This window comes from Halorubrum sp. SD690R, from assembly GCF_005435035.1.
In the GTDB taxonomy this organism is placed as follows: domain Archaea; phylum Halobacteriota; class Halobacteria; order Halobacteriales; family Haloferacaceae; genus Halorubrum; species Halorubrum ezzemoulense.
Map to the genome: position 1 here is coordinate 36581 of NZ_SGTV01000018.1, position 16217 is coordinate 52797.

Annotated in this window: 20 protein-coding genes and 1 pseudogene; 13 read left to right on the plus strand and 8 right to left on the minus strand. The window is 72.2% G+C overall.

Annotated features, from left to right (window positions below; genetic code table 11):
- The first annotated feature begins 120 nt into the window (after positions 1 to 120).
- Positions 121 to 609, plus strand: a complete 489-nt coding sequence (locus tag EXE41_RS12000) for a hypothetical protein (protein ID WP_137691139.1) — start codon at positions 121 to 123, stop codon at positions 607 to 609.
- A gap of 52 nt (positions 610 to 661) precedes the next feature.
- Here the strand turns inward: EXE41_RS12000 and EXE41_RS12005 are convergent, their stop codons facing one another.
- Positions 662 to 1120 (minus strand): hypothetical protein, encoded by a 459-nt coding sequence (locus EXE41_RS12005; protein ID WP_049932345.1) that lies wholly within the window; start codon positions 1118 to 1120, stop codon positions 662 to 664.
- Between the two features lie 98 nt (positions 1121 to 1218).
- Between EXE41_RS12005 and EXE41_RS12010 the strand changes: the two genes are divergently transcribed.
- The 5 genes from EXE41_RS12010 to EXE41_RS12030 are packed head-to-tail and all read left to right on the plus strand — an operon-like array spanning position 1219 to position 5620.
- Positions 1219 to 1773 carry a helix-hairpin-helix domain-containing protein gene (locus EXE41_RS12010; RefSeq protein WP_137691140.1) on the plus strand — a complete coding sequence of 185 codons (555 nt, stop codon included), beginning with the start codon at positions 1219 to 1221 and terminating at the stop codon, positions 1771 to 1773.
- Positions 1774 to 1832: 59 nt separating this feature from the next.
- Positions 1833 to 3494, plus strand: coding sequence for an anthranilate synthase component I family protein (locus EXE41_RS12015; RefSeq protein WP_137691141.1), 1662 nt, complete (start codon positions 1833 to 1835; stop codon positions 3492 to 3494).
- Complete coding sequence (locus EXE41_RS12020; RefSeq protein ID WP_241987243.1) at positions 3491 to 4162, plus strand: aminodeoxychorismate/anthranilate synthase component II; 672 nt, start codon at positions 3491 to 3493, stop codon at positions 4160 to 4162. Before EXE41_RS12015 ends, EXE41_RS12020 begins: the two co-directional genes overlap by 4 nt.
- On the plus strand, positions 4155 to 5093 hold the full coding sequence (locus EXE41_RS12025) for an aminotransferase class IV (RefSeq protein WP_137691142.1): 939 nt from the start codon (positions 4155 to 4157) through the stop codon (positions 5091 to 5093). The genes EXE41_RS12020 and EXE41_RS12025 overlap by 8 nt, the downstream gene beginning before the upstream one ends.
- Positions 5094 to 5149: 56 nt before the next feature.
- Complete coding sequence (locus tag EXE41_RS12030; RefSeq protein ID WP_049932353.1) at positions 5150 to 5620, plus strand: Rieske 2Fe-2S domain-containing protein; 471 nt, start codon at positions 5150 to 5152, stop codon at positions 5618 to 5620.
- 38 nt (positions 5621 to 5658) lie between these two features.
- Here EXE41_RS12030 and EXE41_RS12035 read toward each other — a convergent pair whose 3' ends face one another.
- Entirely contained in the window at positions 5659 to 6102 is a 444-nt protein-coding gene (locus EXE41_RS12035; RefSeq protein WP_049932494.1) for a DUF5788 family protein, read from the minus strand.
- 117 nt (positions 6103 to 6219) lie between these two features.
- Between EXE41_RS12035 and EXE41_RS12040 the strand changes: the two genes are divergently transcribed.
- Positions 6220 to 7014: a YkgJ family cysteine cluster protein gene (locus tag EXE41_RS12040; RefSeq protein WP_137691143.1), complete on the plus strand. Its 795-nt coding sequence runs from the start codon at positions 6220 to 6222 to the stop codon at positions 7012 to 7014.
- Positions 7015 to 7068: 54 nt separating this feature from the next.
- Here the strand turns inward: EXE41_RS12040 and EXE41_RS12045 are convergent, their stop codons facing one another.
- From EXE41_RS12045 to EXE41_RS19910, 4 genes and pseudogenes are all read right to left on the minus strand, one after another.
- Positions 7069 to 7974, minus strand: coding sequence for a dihydrodipicolinate synthase family protein (locus EXE41_RS12045; RefSeq protein ID WP_137691144.1), 906 nt, complete (start codon positions 7972 to 7974; stop codon positions 7069 to 7071).
- Positions 7975 to 8059: 85 nt separating this feature from the next.
- Positions 8060 to 9163, minus strand: coding sequence for a polymer-forming cytoskeletal protein (locus EXE41_RS12050; RefSeq protein ID WP_137691145.1), 1104 nt, complete (start codon positions 9161 to 9163; stop codon positions 8060 to 8062).
- A 38-nt stretch (positions 9164 to 9201) separates the two neighbouring features.
- Positions 9202 to 10080: a cytochrome P450 gene (locus EXE41_RS19905; RefSeq protein WP_256370420.1), complete on the minus strand. Its 879-nt coding sequence runs from the start codon at positions 10078 to 10080 to the stop codon at positions 9202 to 9204.
- A gap of 116 nt (positions 10081 to 10196) precedes the next feature.
- Positions 10197 to 10931 (minus strand): annotated as a pseudogene (locus EXE41_RS19910) (cytochrome P450); the annotation flags it as partial.
- Between EXE41_RS19910 and EXE41_RS12060 the strand changes: the two are divergent.
- Together EXE41_RS12060 and EXE41_RS12065 are read left to right on the plus strand one after the other, a co-directional pair.
- Complete coding sequence (locus tag EXE41_RS12060) at positions 10930 to 11586, plus strand: helix-turn-helix domain-containing protein (RefSeq protein ID WP_137691146.1); 657 nt, start codon at positions 10930 to 10932, stop codon at positions 11584 to 11586. The pseudogene EXE41_RS19910 and the gene EXE41_RS12060 overlap by 2 nt on opposite strands.
- Before the next feature lie 115 nt (positions 11587 to 11701).
- Positions 11702 to 12112 (plus strand): TRAM domain-containing protein, encoded by a 411-nt coding sequence (locus EXE41_RS12065; protein WP_049932362.1) that lies wholly within the window; start codon positions 11702 to 11704, stop codon positions 12110 to 12112.
- A gap of 85 nt (positions 12113 to 12197) precedes the next feature.
- Here EXE41_RS12065 and EXE41_RS12070 read toward each other — a convergent pair whose 3' ends face one another.
- The gene (locus EXE41_RS12070) at positions 12198 to 12917 is read right to left on the minus strand and encodes a class I SAM-dependent methyltransferase (protein WP_049932363.1); all 720 of its coding nucleotides are present in this window, start codon (positions 12915 to 12917) and stop codon (positions 12198 to 12200) included.
- Positions 12918 to 13050: 133 nt separating this feature from the next.
- Complete coding sequence (locus EXE41_RS12075) at positions 13051 to 13443, minus strand: PPOX class F420-dependent oxidoreductase (RefSeq protein WP_049932365.1); 393 nt, start codon at positions 13441 to 13443, stop codon at positions 13051 to 13053.
- A 151-nt stretch (positions 13444 to 13594) separates the two neighbouring features.
- Here EXE41_RS12075 and EXE41_RS12080 point away from each other — a divergent pair, with 151 nt between their 5' ends.
- The 4 genes from EXE41_RS12080 (at position 13595) to EXE41_RS12095 (ending at position 16207) form a co-directional block, all read left to right on the plus strand.
- Complete coding sequence (locus EXE41_RS12080) at positions 13595 to 13867, plus strand: helix-turn-helix domain-containing protein (protein ID WP_008004753.1); 273 nt, start codon at positions 13595 to 13597, stop codon at positions 13865 to 13867.
- Positions 13868 to 13970: 103 nt separating this feature from the next.
- On the plus strand, positions 13971 to 15059 hold the full coding sequence (locus EXE41_RS12085) for a glycosyltransferase (protein WP_137691147.1): 1089 nt from the start codon (positions 13971 to 13973) through the stop codon (positions 15057 to 15059).
- Between the two features lie 46 nt (positions 15060 to 15105).
- Positions 15106 to 15924 carry an imidazole glycerol phosphate synthase subunit HisF gene (gene hisF / locus EXE41_RS12090; RefSeq protein WP_086216534.1) on the plus strand — a complete coding sequence of 273 codons (819 nt, stop codon included), beginning with the start codon at positions 15106 to 15108 and terminating at the stop codon, positions 15922 to 15924.
- Positions 15925 to 16018: 94 nt separating this feature from the next.
- The gene (locus tag EXE41_RS12095) at positions 16019 to 16207 is read left to right on the plus strand and encodes a hypothetical protein (protein WP_049932369.1); all 189 of its coding nucleotides are present in this window, start codon (positions 16019 to 16021) and stop codon (positions 16205 to 16207) included.
- Positions 16208 to 16217 lie beyond the last annotated feature (10 nt).

The window sequence follows — 16217 nt, forward strand, 5'->3', positions numbered from 1 at the left end:
GGGTTTCTAAGGGGGATATAGAGTGGTATATACCCGACGCGGAAGACGCCGGGTCTCGCGGACGCCTTCCGCTCCGGAGCTACCTGTGTCATTTTTTACCATGCGGATCGTGGACGACCTATGGACATCCCAACCTACCGGGAGGCGGTCGCCGCGAACCGCCGCCGACACGGCTTCGAGGCGGTCGACGCGGACGTAGACGGACTCGACCACCTGTGGGAGACTCGCGAGACGGACGACACGCTCGGCGACGTGGCGGTGTTCGCGGCGCTCGTCGAGGCGGACGAGACGGACGCGGAGACGCTCGTCGACACCGCGTCGGCGTTCCGCGACGTGCTCGTCAACCGGATCGACGCCCGACCCGAACGCGCTGACGGCGGCGAGTCGGCCACCCCGATCGGCTACGTGACGTTCGCGACGCCGGACCCCGACGCGTCGCTCCTCGGGGCGATGTCCGGGTTCACGGTCGCGAGGGGGCGGACGAACGTCTTCCCGCTCGTGTACGACACGGCGGCGGAGCGGCTCCACCGCCACGAGGTGCCGCGGCTGAAGGGGCGCGGGATCTACCGCCGACAAGCGGACGACGCCGAGCGGCTCTTCGAGGCGTAGCCCGGCCGATGCGGCGCGGACATCCGTCAGCGACCGCCGCCGCTCGCGCTCCTCAGAACAGTCCCGGGCTGGCGAGCAGCCCCGCCGTGACGATGAGCCCGACGGAGACGGCGGACGCGCCGTAGAGGAACGGCTTGGCGTCGCGGGCGGGCTCGCGGAGCTTGTCGACGTCGAGCCCGTCGGCCAGCTTCGAGCCGGCGACCTCGACGAGGCCGGTGCCGACGAACCACAGGCCGAGCATCGTCAACACGAGGTGGCCGCGGGGCGTTCCCGTCAGCCCCTCGAAGGTGTACAGCGTCCCCGCCATGTGACCGCCGGTGAGGACGAACGCGAGGGCGCCGATCCGCGTGATCCAGCGCAGGCGACCGACGACCGAACCGAGCGCGGTCGTGCCGATGTCGCCCCGGAGCGCGGCGGGGAGAATCGCGAGGGTGACGAACAGCACGCTGCCGACCCAGAGGACGGCAAAGCCGACGTGGACCGACCACATCACGGGGTTGAGAACGTCCATACCGCCGGAACGGCCCGATCCCACTTATAAACACGCGAGACGGGACGACCGGATCCCGGCGACGGTTTTTAAATATCTCGCACGTGTAGCCGCGGGCAATGGCCCTACTTCAGAAGCTCAAAGAGAAGCTCGGCTTCGGGAGCGGTTCGAGCGAGCGGGAGTCCGGCGAGACAGAAGTGACCGTCGAGCGGGAGTCGGAACCGGCCGCTGACGCGACGGCTACGGAGCCGGCCGCCGGGAGCGAGTCGGCGGCCGCCGCGGACGAGGGCGACCCCGCGGCGACCGACGCCGACGACGGAGACGCCGAGGCCGACGCGGAAGCGGTCGCCGCCGAGACGGAGGCCGCCGCCTCGACCGGGTCGCTCGTCGACGGCGAGGCGTCCGAGCCCGATGAGGCCGCGACCGACGAGGCGGCCGAACAGGCGGAGGCCGCGGCCGGCGAGGAGGGCGCAGTCGCGGTCGACGGCGACGACCGCGGGCCGAGTGTCGAGGAGATCAAGGGCATCGGCCCGGCGTACGCCGAGCGCCTCGCCGGGATCGGGATCGAGACGATAGACGATCTCGCCGCGGCGGACGCGGCCGCCGTGGCCGAGGGGACGAGCGTCGGCGAGAAGCGCGCCGCGACGTGGATCGACCGCGCGAGCGAGTTCTGACGGCCGGGACGGGTCCGGTCGACCGCAACTGTTTCACCGCCACCGCCGAAGAGAGTCGCATGAACCGAACGGTACGCACCGACCGGGGCCGGTTCCGCGCGGTCGCGGCCGCGGCGCCGGACGGCGCCCGGGCCCCGGTCGAACTTCGGGTCGACGTCGACGACCCCTTCGCGGCCTACCGCCGGGCGCGGCGCGGCCCCGGCGGCGTCTTCTACGAGACGACCGGCGGCCAGTCCGGATGGGGCTACTTCGGTGTCGACCCGGTCGAGCGGCTGACCGTCTCCGACGAGGCGGTCGTCGCGACCGCGAGCGGCGAGGGGAAGGGGTCGGACGGCGACGCGCGGACGGCCTCCACCGGCGACTACCGGCGCCCGTCGCCCTCGCTGACGGCGCTAGAGGGACTCCTCGACGGCAAGATGCTGGCCCGCGGCGACTGCGACGTGCCGTACCCGTGCGGCGCGTTCGGCTGGCTCTCCTACGACGCCGCCCGCGAGCTGGAGGACTTCCCGCCGCCGGCGTCCGACGGTCCCGGAGCGGTCGACGACCGCGGCCTCCCGCGGCTCCAGGCCGCGCTCTTCGACCGGATCGCGGCGTGGGAGTGCCCTGTCGACGCCGACGGCGGTTCCGAGTCCGTCACGCTCCGAGTCACCGCCTGTCCGCGCGTCCCGGCAGGACTCGACGACCCCGACGCCGACCGCGACGCGCTCGACACGGTGTTCGACGGGGGCGTCGAGCGGGCGGCGGCGCTGATAGACCGTATTGAGGGTGGAGACCCGAGCTCGGGGCCAGTGCCCGACCCGGCCGCGGCCGGCGCGACCTTCGAGAGCGACGTGGGCCGCGAGGGGTACGCCGACGCGGTCCGCCGAGTCAAAGCGTACGTCCGCGAGGGCGACACGTTCCAGGCGAACGTCTCCCAGCGGCTGACCGCGCCCGCCGCGGTCCACCCGCTCGACGCGTACGACGCCCTGCGGACGGTGAACCCGGCCCCGTACTCCGGGCTGGTCGAGTTCGGCGAGCGCCCGAGCGGAGTCGACCTCGTGAGCGCGAGCCCGGAGCTCCTCTTGGAGCGCGAGCCGACCGACGACCCCGACCGCGGCGCCCGCCTCGTCACCGAACCGATCGCGGGGACGCGCCCCCGCGGGGAGACGGAGGCGGCGGACGCCAGGCTGGAGACCGAACTGACCGGCGACGAGAAGGAGCGCGCCGAACACGCGATGCTGGTCGACCTGGAACGCAACGACCTCGGCAAGGTGTCGCGGTTCGGTACCGTCGAGGTGAGCGAGTACCGCCGCGTCGACCGCTACAGCGAGGTGATGCACCTCGTGAGCCTGATCGAGGGGGAGGCGCGGCCCGACGTTGGGCTCGCGGACGCGGTCGCGGCCTGCTTCCCCGGCGGGACGATCACGGGCGCGCCCAAGCCCCGGACGATGGAGATCATCGACGAGCTGGAGCCGACCCGACGGGGCCCGTACACCGGGTCGATGTTCGCGGCCGGGTTCGACGGACGCGCGACGCTGAACATCGTCATCCGGACGCTCGTGCGCCGCGCCGCCGAGTACCACCTCCGGGTCGGGGCCGGGATCGTCCACGACTCCGACCCGGACGCCGAGTACGAGGAGACGCTCGCGAAGGCTCGGGCGCTGGTGAGCGCGGTCGACGAGGCGCTCGTCGCCGGCGAGATGGCGGTCGACGAACCCGCTGAGGGGGTGGCGGAGCGATGACGGTGGACGAGGCCGAGACGGGCGCTGGGCCCGATTCGGAGCCCGCGGCGGCGGGAGCCGGCTGGCGTCCCGGCGCTGGCGACGCCGACGCGCGGGTGCTCGTCGTCGACAACTACGACTCGTTCGCGTACAACCTCGTCCAGTACGTCGGCGAGGTCGCCGGCGCGGTGACGGTGCGCCGCAACGACGCGGTCGACCTCGCGGGGATCCGCGCGCTCGACCCGGACGGCGTCGTCGTCTCGCCCGGGCCGGGAACCCCGGCTGAGGCGGGCGTCTCGACGGCCGTCTTCGCGCTCGACCGCCCGGTGTTCGGCGTCTGTCTCGGCCACCAGGCGCTGTGCGCGAGCCGGGGGAGTCGGGTCGGCCACGCGCCGGAGGTCGTCCACGGGAAGCCCTCGACGATAACCCACGACGGCGAGGGCGTCTTCGCCGGCCTCCCCGACCGGCTCCGCGTCGGGCGGTACCACTCACTCTCCGTCGAGCGCGAGGCCCTCCCGGACGAGCTGGTCGAGACCGCGCAAACCGACGAGGAGCGCGAGGTCGTGATGGGCGTGCGCCACCGCGAGAAGCCGCACGTCGGCGTCCAGTTCCACCCCGAGAGCATCCTCACGCCGCGCGGAAAGCGCATGGTCCGGAACTTCGTAGAGGTGTGCGAAGAGCATGAGTGACGACACCGACCGCTCGGCGGCGACCGGCGACGGCGAGCGACTGTACCACGTCGACGGCGACCTCGTCCCGGCCGCGGAGGCGACCGTCTCGGTGGAGGACCGCGGGTTCGCCTACGGGGACGCCGCCTTCGAGACGATGCGCGCGTACGGCGGCGACGTCTTCCGGTGGGACGCGCACGTGGCCCGGCTCGCCGACACCTGCGAGACGCTGAAACTCGACCACGGGATCACCGACGCGGAGCTGAAACGCCGCGTCGACGAGACGCTCGCCGCGAACGACCTCGCGGACGCCTACGTCAGGCTCTCGATCACGCGCGGGACGCAGCCCGGCACGCTCGACCCGCGGCCCGAGGTCGACCCGACCGTGGTCGTCATCGCGAAGCCGCTCCCCCGGGGCGGCGTCGGGAGCGATCCGGTCCACGGCGGGCCCGCCGCGCTCCAGACGACCAAGACGCGCAAGCCCGCGAGCCGCGCGCTCCCGGCCGCGGCGAAGACGCACAACTACCTCAACGGAATCTTGGCCCGGCTCGAACTCCGCGTCACCGGCGCGGACGAGGCGCTCATGCTCGACCCCGACGGCAACGTCGCGGAGGGCGCGACCGCGAACCTCTTCTTCGCCGACGGGACAGCGCTCAAGACGCCCTCGCTGGACGGACCGATCCTGCCCGGCGTCACCCGGACGACGGTGATCGAACTCGCGGAGTCGGAGGGGATCCCGGTCGAGGAGGGGACGTACGCGCCGGACGCGGTCCGCGAAGCCGACGAGGTATTCCTCACGAACTCCACGTGGGAGGTCCGCCCCGTGGCGACCGTCGACGGCATCGCGGTCGACGGCGACGGCGAGGGGGTCGCCGGCCCGCTCACGACGCTCCTCTCGCGGCTGTTCGACCGGCGCGTCGAAGAGCGGTACTACGACGGTGAGCGGCTGTGACGGGCGGCGGCCGGGGAACGCGCAACGTTCAAGCCGGTCGCCGGCCTCCCACGGACATGGACGAGAGCCGCCGGATCGCCGGCGTCGAGGAGGTCCCGGAGGAGAGCACGCTGCTCGCGACGCTGCGCCCTGTCGACTCCGAGGCGGTCGACGAGGGCGAGGGCGACCTCGGCGAAGGCGAGGACGGCGCGCCGGAGGTCGAGGCGGTCCTCACCCGGGCCGCGGGCGAGGTGCGCGCGTTCCGGAACTACTGCCAGCACTGGACGGACGTGCGCCTCGACAAGGACGACGGGGCCTTCGTGCGCAACGGCGAGGTGTTCTGCCAGAAGCACGGGGCCACGTTCGAGGCCGACGGCGGCTACTGTAACTTCGGGCCCTGCGAGGGGGCCGTCCTCGAGTCGGTGGGCGTCGCGGTGGCGGACGACGCGGTGTACCTCGACGACGACGCCTACGAGTTCGTCCGGCTCGGCCCCTCGGCCGGGAAGGGCGACGGTAGCGGCTCGCGGATCGACTTCACCGGGAACTGAGCCCTCGGCCGGCGAGCGCCGCCGCCGCCGCGCCCCGATCAGAAGCGCGTCCGACCGCCGCCGCCGGCGTCGTCGCGGCCGAGCGCCTTCTTCAGGAAGTTCATCCAGCGCTTCCGGTCCGCGGCCTCCTGCCGCTTCGCTTCCGTCTCCGGATCGGGGGCGTCGAGCCCCTCCAGCGCCTCCAGCGCGCGGTCGATCCCGATGATCGACGACGCCAGCGCCTCGCCCTCCTCGTAGCTCACCTCGTTCTCCTCGATCGGTTCGAGCCGGTCGAGGCGCTCGCGACGGAGGTTCCGCTTCGCGCGGTCGACGCGGTCGCGCTCGCCGGGCGGAATCGAGTCGCGGCGCTTGATCTCGAAGACGAACGACCGGAGGTCGATCGCCTCGCCCTGGATCTCGATCGACTCCGGGATTTCGACGCCGACCGTCGAGGACTCCCGGTTGACTCGTTCTAGGAGCTGTTTTCGCTCGTACTCCTTCACGCCCCCTCGGTAGGCAGCGGCCGCACTTCGCTCCTTCGCCCGGAGCGCGCCTGCCACCGAGTCGCCCCGGTGATCGGAAGGGACGAGGTTAACCGCGAGGCGTCGCAACGGGGGCGTATGGAACCGCTCGAAGCCGAACTCGCCGCCGCCCGCGACCTCGACGTCGCCGATCTCGCGGACGCCATCGAGTCCATCGGCTTCGAGTGTACGCGCTGTGGCGGCTGCTGTACCGGCTACGCCCCTGACGAGCCGGGCGGTGCGCCCGCGGGTGAGGGAGTCGACGAGACCGAGTCGGGCTGTCACGACGGTGCCGGTTCCGAGTCGGGCTGTCACGACGACGACGGCGACCGCGAGCCCCACACCGCGACCGTCTTCCCGGACGAGGTCCGCCGGGTCGCCGACGCCGCCGAAGCGGAGTCCGGCGAGGCGTACGACTGGCGCGACGTGGCCCGACCGATGCCGTTCGGGCTGGAACCGGACGCCGACGGCGAGCCGCGCGGCGAGACGTTCGAGTGGGCGCTCGCGACCGACGGCTGCGGCGACTGTACCTTCTACGAGGAGTCGGACGGCGAGGGCGCGTGTACGGTCCACGACGCCCGGCCGCTGATCTGCCGGACCTACCCGTTCAGCGTCGCCCTCAACGGGACGAGCCAGCCGATGGGCGAGGCCGTCGACGAGGCGGGCGTCGTCCGCGCCCACGAGTGCGAGGGGCTCGGCCGCGACATCTCCCGCGATGATGCCGAGGAGCTGGCCGCCGCATTGAAAGAGCGCGCGGTGCGCGAACTGGAGGAGGCGATCGGCGTCCGCGACGGCTACGACCCGACCGCCCGCGAGCGGACCGACGGCGATGTCGTCGTCTTCGACTCCGAGGGCCCGAAGGCGGCCGACGGGACACTGATCGGCGACGGGTAGCGGGCGAGGTGCGGGCGCGGGCGCGGTCGTTCGGAGGGCTCGTCCGCAGCGTTCTCAGACCACGTCCAGCGCCGCGTCCACGTCCGCGCGGATCTGCTCGCGCTCGGCCTCGTCCGGGAGCGTGAGCGGCGGCCGGACGCGGGGTTCGGGGACGAACCCGCGGTGCGCGGCCGCGACCTTCGTCGCCGGCGCGAAGCCGTGGTCGGCGCAGCGGGCGAAAAGCGGCGCGACCGCGCGGCGATGGCACGCAAGCGCGCGGTCGTCGTCCCCGTCGCGGATCGCCTCGGCGAGCGCGACGAACACCTCCGGGATCACCTGCGAGAGGGCGTGTATCCCGCCGTCGACGCCGATGCTCGCGCTCGGGTAGAGCTGCGCGTCGACGCCCTGGAACACGGCGAAGGAGTCCGGCGTCGCGGCGACCTTCGCTTCGAGGTCGGTGAGGTTGCCGGTCGTGTCCTTCATGCCGACGACCGACTCGCGACGCGCCAGGCCGGCGAGGGCGTCGAGGTCGATCGACTCGCCGACCGTCGCCGGGATGTCGTACAGGAGCACCGGGAGCGGGGCGTCGTCGACGACGGCCTCGAGGAACGCCCGCTGGCCCGCCGGTTCGGTCGACGCGTGGTAGTACGGGAGGGTGACGAGCCCCGCGTCGGCCCCGGCCGCCGCGGCGGCCGACAGGTGGTCGCGGACCCGGGAGACCGCGGTGTCGGCCGCGCCGGCGATCACCGGGACCCGGCCGTCGGCCGCGTCGACGACCGCCTCGACCACGGTCCGGCGCTCGCCGTCGGAGAGGCTGGCGAACTCGCCCGTCGTCCCGCAGGGGACCATCCCGTCGAGCCCGGCCTCGACGAGCGCGTCGACGTGGTTCGCGAGGGCATCGGCGTCGACGCCGCCGTCGGCGTCGAACGGCGTGACGATCGGGGGCGACACGGCGGCGCGCGGGAGGTCCATCTCGTCCATGCGCCCCGGTTCGACGGGGTGAGAAAAAGTCCTTGCCGCCGCGGAGGGGAGCGTCGGCGTCGAAAGCGCGACCTGGATCGCGCCGTCAGTCGACGCTCACCGCCCCCGGATCGGGGTCGGTTCCGCGGTCGCGACCGCGGTACCCGTCGTACAGTCCGAGCCCGAGCGAGCCGAGCCCGAGGAGCAGGACGAGCAACTCCGCGATCCCGCCGAGCCACGGAACGAGCCCGATCAGCGCGACCGCGACGACGCCGACGAGCAGGGCGAGCCACCGGCTCGGGCTGCCGAGCCGGCCGAGGATCAACGAGCCGAGGGCGTACTGTCCGTAGACGGACCCGACCCAGATCGCGACGCCGTAGGCCGCGAAGCCGACGAGCGCCAGCGGGAGCCCGACGATCGTGATCGCGAGGAGCAGGAGGGCGACCGGGGCGACGACGAGCGCGAGGAGCCCGACCCCGCCGCTGACGAGCGGGTCGGTGCCGACGCGGTCTCCGACTGCCCGAGAGAATCGAGGGAACGCGAACAGGAGGACCACACCCAGTACGAGGTTGGCGACGGCGCCGTAGACGGTGTCGACCCACGAGGGCAGGAGGTCACCGCCGCCGGCGATCCCGCTCCCGCCGCCGTCGCCGAGGCTCGGGTCCTCCACGACGCCGCCGGCGACCGACGCGTCCGGACTCCGGGTGAACGTCTCGGCGTCGTACCGGAACCCGCCGTCGACGGCCGCGTTCGGACCGAGGACGACCGAGTCGGCGCCCGCACGGACGTCGCCGCCAACCGCCCCGTCGACCGTTATCGAGCCCGCGCCGACGTCGAGCGAGCCGTCGATCCGCCCGGACTCCGTCAACTCGAAGGAGCCGGCCCCGACCTCGGCGTCGCCGCCGACCGTCCCCTCGACGACGACGGTCCCGGCGGCGGCCTGAACGTTCCCGCCGACGCGGCCCGTCTCGGCGATCCGGATCGACCCGGCCGCGCCGGAGACGTCCCCCTCGACGGTGCCGCGCACGACAATCGTCGCGGCCACGGTCTCGACGCCGTCGACCGTCTCGCCCTCGGCGATGACGACTGACCCGGAGGGGCTCTGTACCGACTGGGCCGCCGCGACTCCCGTCGCGAGCGGCGAGAGGAGCGCCACCGCCGCGAGGACGAGGGCGATCCGACGGCGCGTGCTGCTGTCTGAGCGGACCATACGCGAGGAATCTCTGTCGAAGTACATATGTGTATTTGTCAACTGGTATCGGACGGCTCGTTCGCGTCGAGCGGTTCCTCCAGCGTGCGAACGCGGACGCGGACCGGTCCGTCCGGTCGCGTGTTCACGCTCGCCCGCACCGAGAGGTCGGTCGTCACCGGCTCCAGCCGCAGCCGCCGGAGCAGCGTCGCGGTCGCGAGTCGGAGCTCCTGTCTCGCGAAGCGCATCCCGATACAGTGTCGCGGGCCGCCCCCGAACGGGAAGTACGCGTACTCGGGGCGCTCACCGACCGCCGGACCGGGAGCCTCGTCGCCGTGGACGGGCCCTCCCGCCTCGTCGCCGTCGGCGGGTCCCGCCGCTCCGTCGCGCAGCCAGCGCTCGGGGCGGTACGCGGTCGGGTCGTCCCACCACCGCCCGTCGCGGTGGACCGCCCACGGCGAGAGCGTCACGACGACCCCCGCGGGGACGCGGTACCCCCCGAGCCTCACCGCCTCGGTCGGCTCTCGGAAGAAGGTGTGGACGGGCGGATACAGCCGGAGCGCCTCGTCGACGGCCGCGGTCAACGCCGGGCACGCCCCGAGGTCGGCGGGGCGGGGGTCGCCGTCGAGCGCCGCGACCTCGCGCCGGACCCGCTCCTGAAATTCGGGTCTGTCGGCGAGACAGTAGAGCGCGTACGTGAGCCCGAGCGCGCTCGTCTCGTGGCCGGCGAACAGGAACGTCACCGCGTTGTCGACGAGCCGGTCGTCGTCCATCGCCCCGAGCTCCGCGGCCGCGACGAGCGTGCCGAGGAGGTCGTCCGCGGCGCCCGGGTCGGCGGGCGGGCCGGTCGCGCGGCGCTCGGCGACGAGCGTTCGGATCGTCGACCGGAGCGCCCCGATCCGCCGCCGGTACCGACGGTTCGCCGGGTCGGCACCCATTCCGGGAGGAACGAGGTCATCCGCCCGGTGTCGAACCGCTCGGTGACGCTCTCGGCGGCCGCCCGCACGGTCTCGCGCTCCCGTTCGACGTCGCTCCCGAGCAGGCTCTCGGCGAGGACGGCGAACGCGTAGTCTGTCGCCGCGGCGTGGACGTCGACGACTTCGCCGTCGTCCCACTGCGCCGCCGCGCGGCGCGCGTGGTCGACCATCGCGTCGCCGTACTCGGCCACCCGCTCGCGGAAGAACGCGGAGCGTACGGTCGTCCGCTGCTCCCGCCAGTCATCGTCCTCCGCGAGGAACAGGCCGTCGCCGAGGAGCCCGCCGAGCCGGGGTCGGGGCATCTCGCCCTTCTCGTACCGGTCGTGGTCGTCGACGAGCACTCGGCGGACGGCCGCGGGATCGGTGACGAGGTAGCTCTCCGTCCCGAACACGTCGTACCGGACGACGCCGCCGTGGGCCGCGGCGCGGCGCCCGTAGAAGCCGAGCGCGTCGCTCGCCAGTTCGTGGACGTTTCCGAGCAGCGGAAGCCCCCCGGGCGCCGGCGGACGCGGCGCGGCGGGTTCGGCGGCGGCGCCGCGCTCGGCCAACGGACCGGAGCCGTCGGCGCCGCGATCGGTCGCGGGGCTGGAGCCGTCGGCGCCGCGATCGGTCGCGGGGCTGGAGCCGTCGGCGCCGCGATCGGTCGAACGACCAGCGTCGTCGGCGGTGCGTCTCGGCGGCGGTTCGGCGTCGTCGACTCGCGTCGGCTGCTCGCCCATACGGATCGATCCGCGGCGCGGCGGACTGAGTCTTGGCACGCATCTGTCCGTGTGTTTTAATACAAAGCAACCGGCACCGCGTGAGTGACCCATGCGCTACGTCCACGTCGACTTCGAGTTTCCGCCGGGAGTCAGACACCCGATGCACGACTTCCTCGACGGCGGCGACGACCGGCGGAGCGAGCTGGTGACGTGGCGGCGGCTGCCCGACGAGACGCTCGCGACGCTGTTCCGGGTCGCGGCCCCGCGCGAGCGGTACCTCGACCGGCTGCGGGATATCGCCGCGATCGAGCGGTTCGAGACGTCTCCGGGCGAGCCACCCTTCTACCTCAAGGCGTACGAGCGGCTGGGCGGGCCGACGGAGACGTTCCTCGACGCGTTCGTCGACACCGAGTTCCTCTCGGTCCCGCCCGTCGTGTTCCGGCCGGCGGGCCGGCTGTCGTTCGGACTGGTCGGCCCGCCGGAGCAGCTGCGCGACGCGCTCGCGGCCGTGCCAGACCGGATAACCGTCGAGGTCGATCACATCGGGTCGTACGGGGGCGGGCGACGGCTGGCCGGGGTGCGACTCACGGAACGCCAGCGGGAGGCGCTGCGGGCTGCGAACCGCGTCGGCTACTACGAGGTCCCGCGGACCGGGTCTGTGGAGGACGTCGCGGCGGCCATCGACTGCTCGCCGTCGACCGCGGGCGCACACCTCCGGAAGGCCGAGGCGGCGCTGGTCGACGCGTTCGTTGGCCGGAGGGAGTAGCGTCGCGACGCGCGACGGGTATATCCGGTCCCGATCGCGACGCGGGTCGATCCGGCCTGACTGTGTCGGCGGTACAACTATACTGGCCCGCGACTAGCCTCCGATGGAGTCTACTATGGAAATCTCCGAGAAGCTCCTCTGTCTGTTCAGCGCGGAAGTTCGCGAAACGGACGACGGCGAGTACGTCGTCGACGTCCCGAACCGAGAGATCGACGCCGGATCGCTGGAGCCCGGCGAGACGTACCGCGTCGCGCTCGTCGCCCGCGACGGGACCGAGGCGTCGGCTGGCGACGCCGACGAGACCGCCTCGCAAGCGGACGACGGGCCGCAGCCCCCGGTCGAGCCGGGTGAGATGCGGTACGTCGAGATCGAGGACCTCGGCAAGCAGGGCGACGGGATCGCCCGCGTCGAGCGGGGGTACGTGATCATCGTCCCCGACACCGAGGTGGGCGAGCGCGTGAAGATCGAAGTGACGGAAGTGAAGTCCAACTTCGCCGTCGGCGAGGTCGTCGAAGAGGCCGGCTGACCGGCGGCGAAGCGGGGAAGTGCCCCGGTGAAAACGAGACGGCAGGCCGCGGTGTCGTCGACGGGACAGGCCTGGCGCGTCGCGCTCACTCCTCGTCCGTCACCCGAGCGTCCCAGTACGACACCGAGGCGACGTAGTCGCCCGGAATCGTGTCGCCCGCGAGCTCGTCGAGGACCCGGAACGGCCTCGCGACCGGGCCGGGGAGTTCGCGGTAGAAGCCGTACGGCAACACGAAGTCGTGTTCCTCGTTCGCGAGCGTGAGACCTGCCTCGCCGAGCATCGCGGCCACCTGTCGCTCCGAGTAGAGCCGCGAGCCCATCGGGAGCAGCCAGGTGTACAGCGTCCGCAGGCTGCGGCTGTTGAACGTGTCGAAGAACACCTGATCGCGGCTGACCCGGCGCAGTTCCTCCGCGAACGGGACCGGGTCGTCCATCAGGTGGAAGAAGCGCATTGCGACGACCGTGTCGAAGTGGTCGTCCGGGAACGGGAGCCGCGAGGCGTCGCCGCGGAGGAACTCGACTGCGTCGGCGTGGCCGGCGGCGGCGACCTTCTCGCGGGCCTGTTCGAGCATCTCGCGGGAGACGTCGAGGCCGACCACGTCCGCGCCCTGGTCGGCGAGCATCGTCGTGAACCGTCCGGTGCCGCAGGCGACCTCCAGCACGCGGTGGCCCGGATCCATCGGCCCCAACGCGGCGAGGACGGCCTCCTTCTCCCGGCGGTCGATGAGCCGCCCGCCTCCCGAAAAGCGGACGTCGTCGTACTCTTCGGCGACCTCGTCGGCCTGGTACCAGTCCTGTCCCTTCACGTTGTCCGTGATGAACGCCGGACCGACAAAACCGTACTGGATGCGGTCCGGCGCCGACCCCGGTGCGGTCGGTCGGCTTCGACGCGACGGCGGCCGGGGCGAGCGCTCGAACGTTCGCCGAGAGCCCGGACTGTCAGCCGCTCGTGGCGACGTTCTCGGCCGGAATCTTGACGATGACTCGCGCGCCCTCCTCCTCGTCGTGGTGGGGGTACTCGTCGACGCCGAAGTACCGACGCGCGAGCTCGTCGATGTGTTCGCGCGCGCCCTCCTCGGTCAGCTTGGCCTCGCCGCGGACGGAGACGTACCGGTACGGGTCGTCGGGGTCGAGCACGCTGACGCCGACCTTCGGGTTCTCGCGGACGTTCCGCTCCTTCTGCCGCCCGCGGGCGGTGTTCACAAGGACGTACTCGCGGTCCTCGTGGTCGACCCACACCGGCGTCACGTGCGGGAGGCCGTCCGGCCCGACGGTCGCGAAGTGGGCGTACGACTCGGCTTCGAGGATGTCGACGTGAGACTCGGGGATCACGGGGTGAATGACGGGCCGCCCCCGGAAAACTCGCCTGATCGATCGTCTATGATAGCCCGGTGAGACGTGATATTAACACATTATATTATCACAGGCGGATTCCCCTATATGTAGCCAACCTTTACCACTACCCGTGGGATTCGTGTGAGACATGAGTACCAGTCCCGCGGAGACCGCTGACCAAGACCGCCTGTCCGAGTCTGAGTACCGCGACCGCCTGCGCGAGCTCCCCCCGAGCGCGAAGCTCGTGGCGAAGGTGCTGGAAGGGGACGCCCCCCTCTCGCAGGGCGGCCTCGCCGACGAGTCGCTGCTGCCCGACCGCACCGTCCGCTACGCGCTCAACCGCCTCGAGGAGGAGGGTCTCGTCGACTCGCGGTACAGCTTCAAGGACGCGCGCAAGCAGGTGTACTACCTGACCGTCTGAGCGGCTCGCGCGTCGTTGTCCCCGGCCCGCGATCGGTTCGGAGCCGACGCGGATCGGACACACACGCAGTCCTTTTTACCTCCTCGCCCCGATAACGAGACGTATGGACCTCTCGGTCGTCGTCCCGACGCTCAACGGTCGGGACCGGTTGGCCGCCTGCCTCGACGCGCTGGCGGCCGACGCGCCCGACGCCGAGGTGATCGTCGTCAACGGGCCCTCGGCCGACGGCACGACCGGCATGGTTCGCGACCGCGACGACGTCGACGTGTTGGTCGAAATCTCCGACCGAACGGTGAACGTCGCCCGCAACGCCGGCATCGAGGTTGCGACGGGCGACGCGGTCGCGCTGGTCGACTACGACAACCGGATCGAGCCGGGGTGGCGCGACGCGGTCGACGACGGCCTCGACGCGGCGCCCGTGGTCTCCGGGCCGGTGACGCCGATCCCGCCGGGCGGGACGAGCGCCGCGGAGCCGGGAATCGAGGCGGACGCGGTGGAGTCGGGGGGCGGGACCGACGCCGCGAAGACCGGGTCGGCCATTCCGGACGTCCCGGACGCCGGCGACCGGAGCGCGCCTGAGCGTAGCCGGATCGCGGGGCAGAACGTTACCTACTTCGAGAGCGGGAACGTCGCGTTCCGGCGGGACGCCATCGACGAGCTCGACGGCTTCGACGAGTACCTCCGGGTCGGCGGCGCGCGCGACGCCGCGCACCGGCTCGCCCGCATGGACCGCGAGGTGGCATGGCGGCCGGGACTCGCCGCGCGGGAGGAGCTCCCGACCCCGACCGCGGCGGACGGCGGACGCAGCGCGAGCGAGTGGGGCTGGAAGTACCGGGGGCTCGCCTATCGGCTGCTGAAGAACTACGGCGCCCGCCCGACGGCCCTCCTCCGGACCGGGTCGCACGCGCTCGCCGACGCGGTTGCCGCGGCGAAGGACGTGGTCCGCGGCGAGTCGACCCCCACGCGGTGGGCCGCGACCGGGCGCGACGTACTCTTAGGCCTCGCCGGCGGGACCTCCGACGGGCTGGTCGCGCGGCGCCGGGACCGCGGCCCCGCCCGGAACCCGAACGGCATCTCGACGCGGGCCGACCGCGCCGTCGCGAAGTACGACCGGCGGGCGGAGCGGGACCGCGGCGAAACGGAAGGAGCGGAGGACGGCGACGAGCGGGCCGCGATCGACGACGCCGAGTGAGCCCCGCGCATTTTAACCGAGGGCGCGGTCAACGAACCGACAACGAATGGGACTCACGAAGCGTATCATCCCCTGTATCGACGTCGACCTCGACGAGGACGGCGACGCCGCGGTGTACACCGGGGTCAACTTCGAGAACCTGGAGTACACCGGCGACCCCGTCGAACTGGCGAAGAAGTACAACGAGGCGGGCGCCGACGAGTTCGTCTTCCTCGACATCACCGCCAGCGCCGAGGGGCGCGAGACGATGCTCGACGTGGTGAACCGGGTCGCAGACGAGTGTTTCATCCCGCTGACGGTCGGCGGCGGTATCCGCACCAAGGCGGACATCAAGGAGACGCTCCGGGCGGGCGCGGACAAGGTCTCGATCACGACCGGCGCATTGGAGCGCCCGGCGCTCATCGAGGAGGGCGCGGCCGCGTTCGGCAGCCAGTGTATCGTCATCTCCGTCGACGCGCGGCGGCGGTACGACGACGCCGGCGAGCACTTCTACGAGGACGAGGACGGGGAGACGGTGTGGTTCGAGTGTACGAAGAAGGGCGGCCGCGAGGGAACCGGGATCGACGCCGTCTCGTGGGCGAAGGAGGCCGAGGAGCGCGGCGCGGGCGAGCTGTTCGTCAACTCCATCGACAAGGACGGCACGAAGGACGGCTACGACATCCCCCTGATGAAGGCGGTCGGTGAGGCCGTGTCGACGCCGCTCATCGCCTCCTCCGGCTGCGGGAGTCCCGAGGACATGTACGACGTGTTCACCGAGGCGGACGCCGACGCCGGCCTCGCGGCCTCCATCTTCCACTTCGGCGACTACTCGATCGCGGAGACGAAGGCGCTCCTCGACGAGCGCGGCGTGCCGGTCCGGCGCTGAACGCGGCCGGTGCGACGCTAACTACGGTCGTAGTTTCTATTTTTCACCGATTGAAACCAACAGCTATTATCCGACCGCGAACCAAGCGTGACGTATGTCCACGTCCACGTCATCCGCACGTGTTCGCGACGGGTCGCCGGAGCTCGTCTGTAAACGGACCGACGACGGCGACGGCGGCGGCGAGGTGACGTTCTTCGAGCGGGACGTCGACCCTGACGAGCGGACCACCCGGTGGATCACGGTCCGGGAGGAGGACTGCGTGCCGCGTGACGACTGGCGATAAGCGGCTTTCG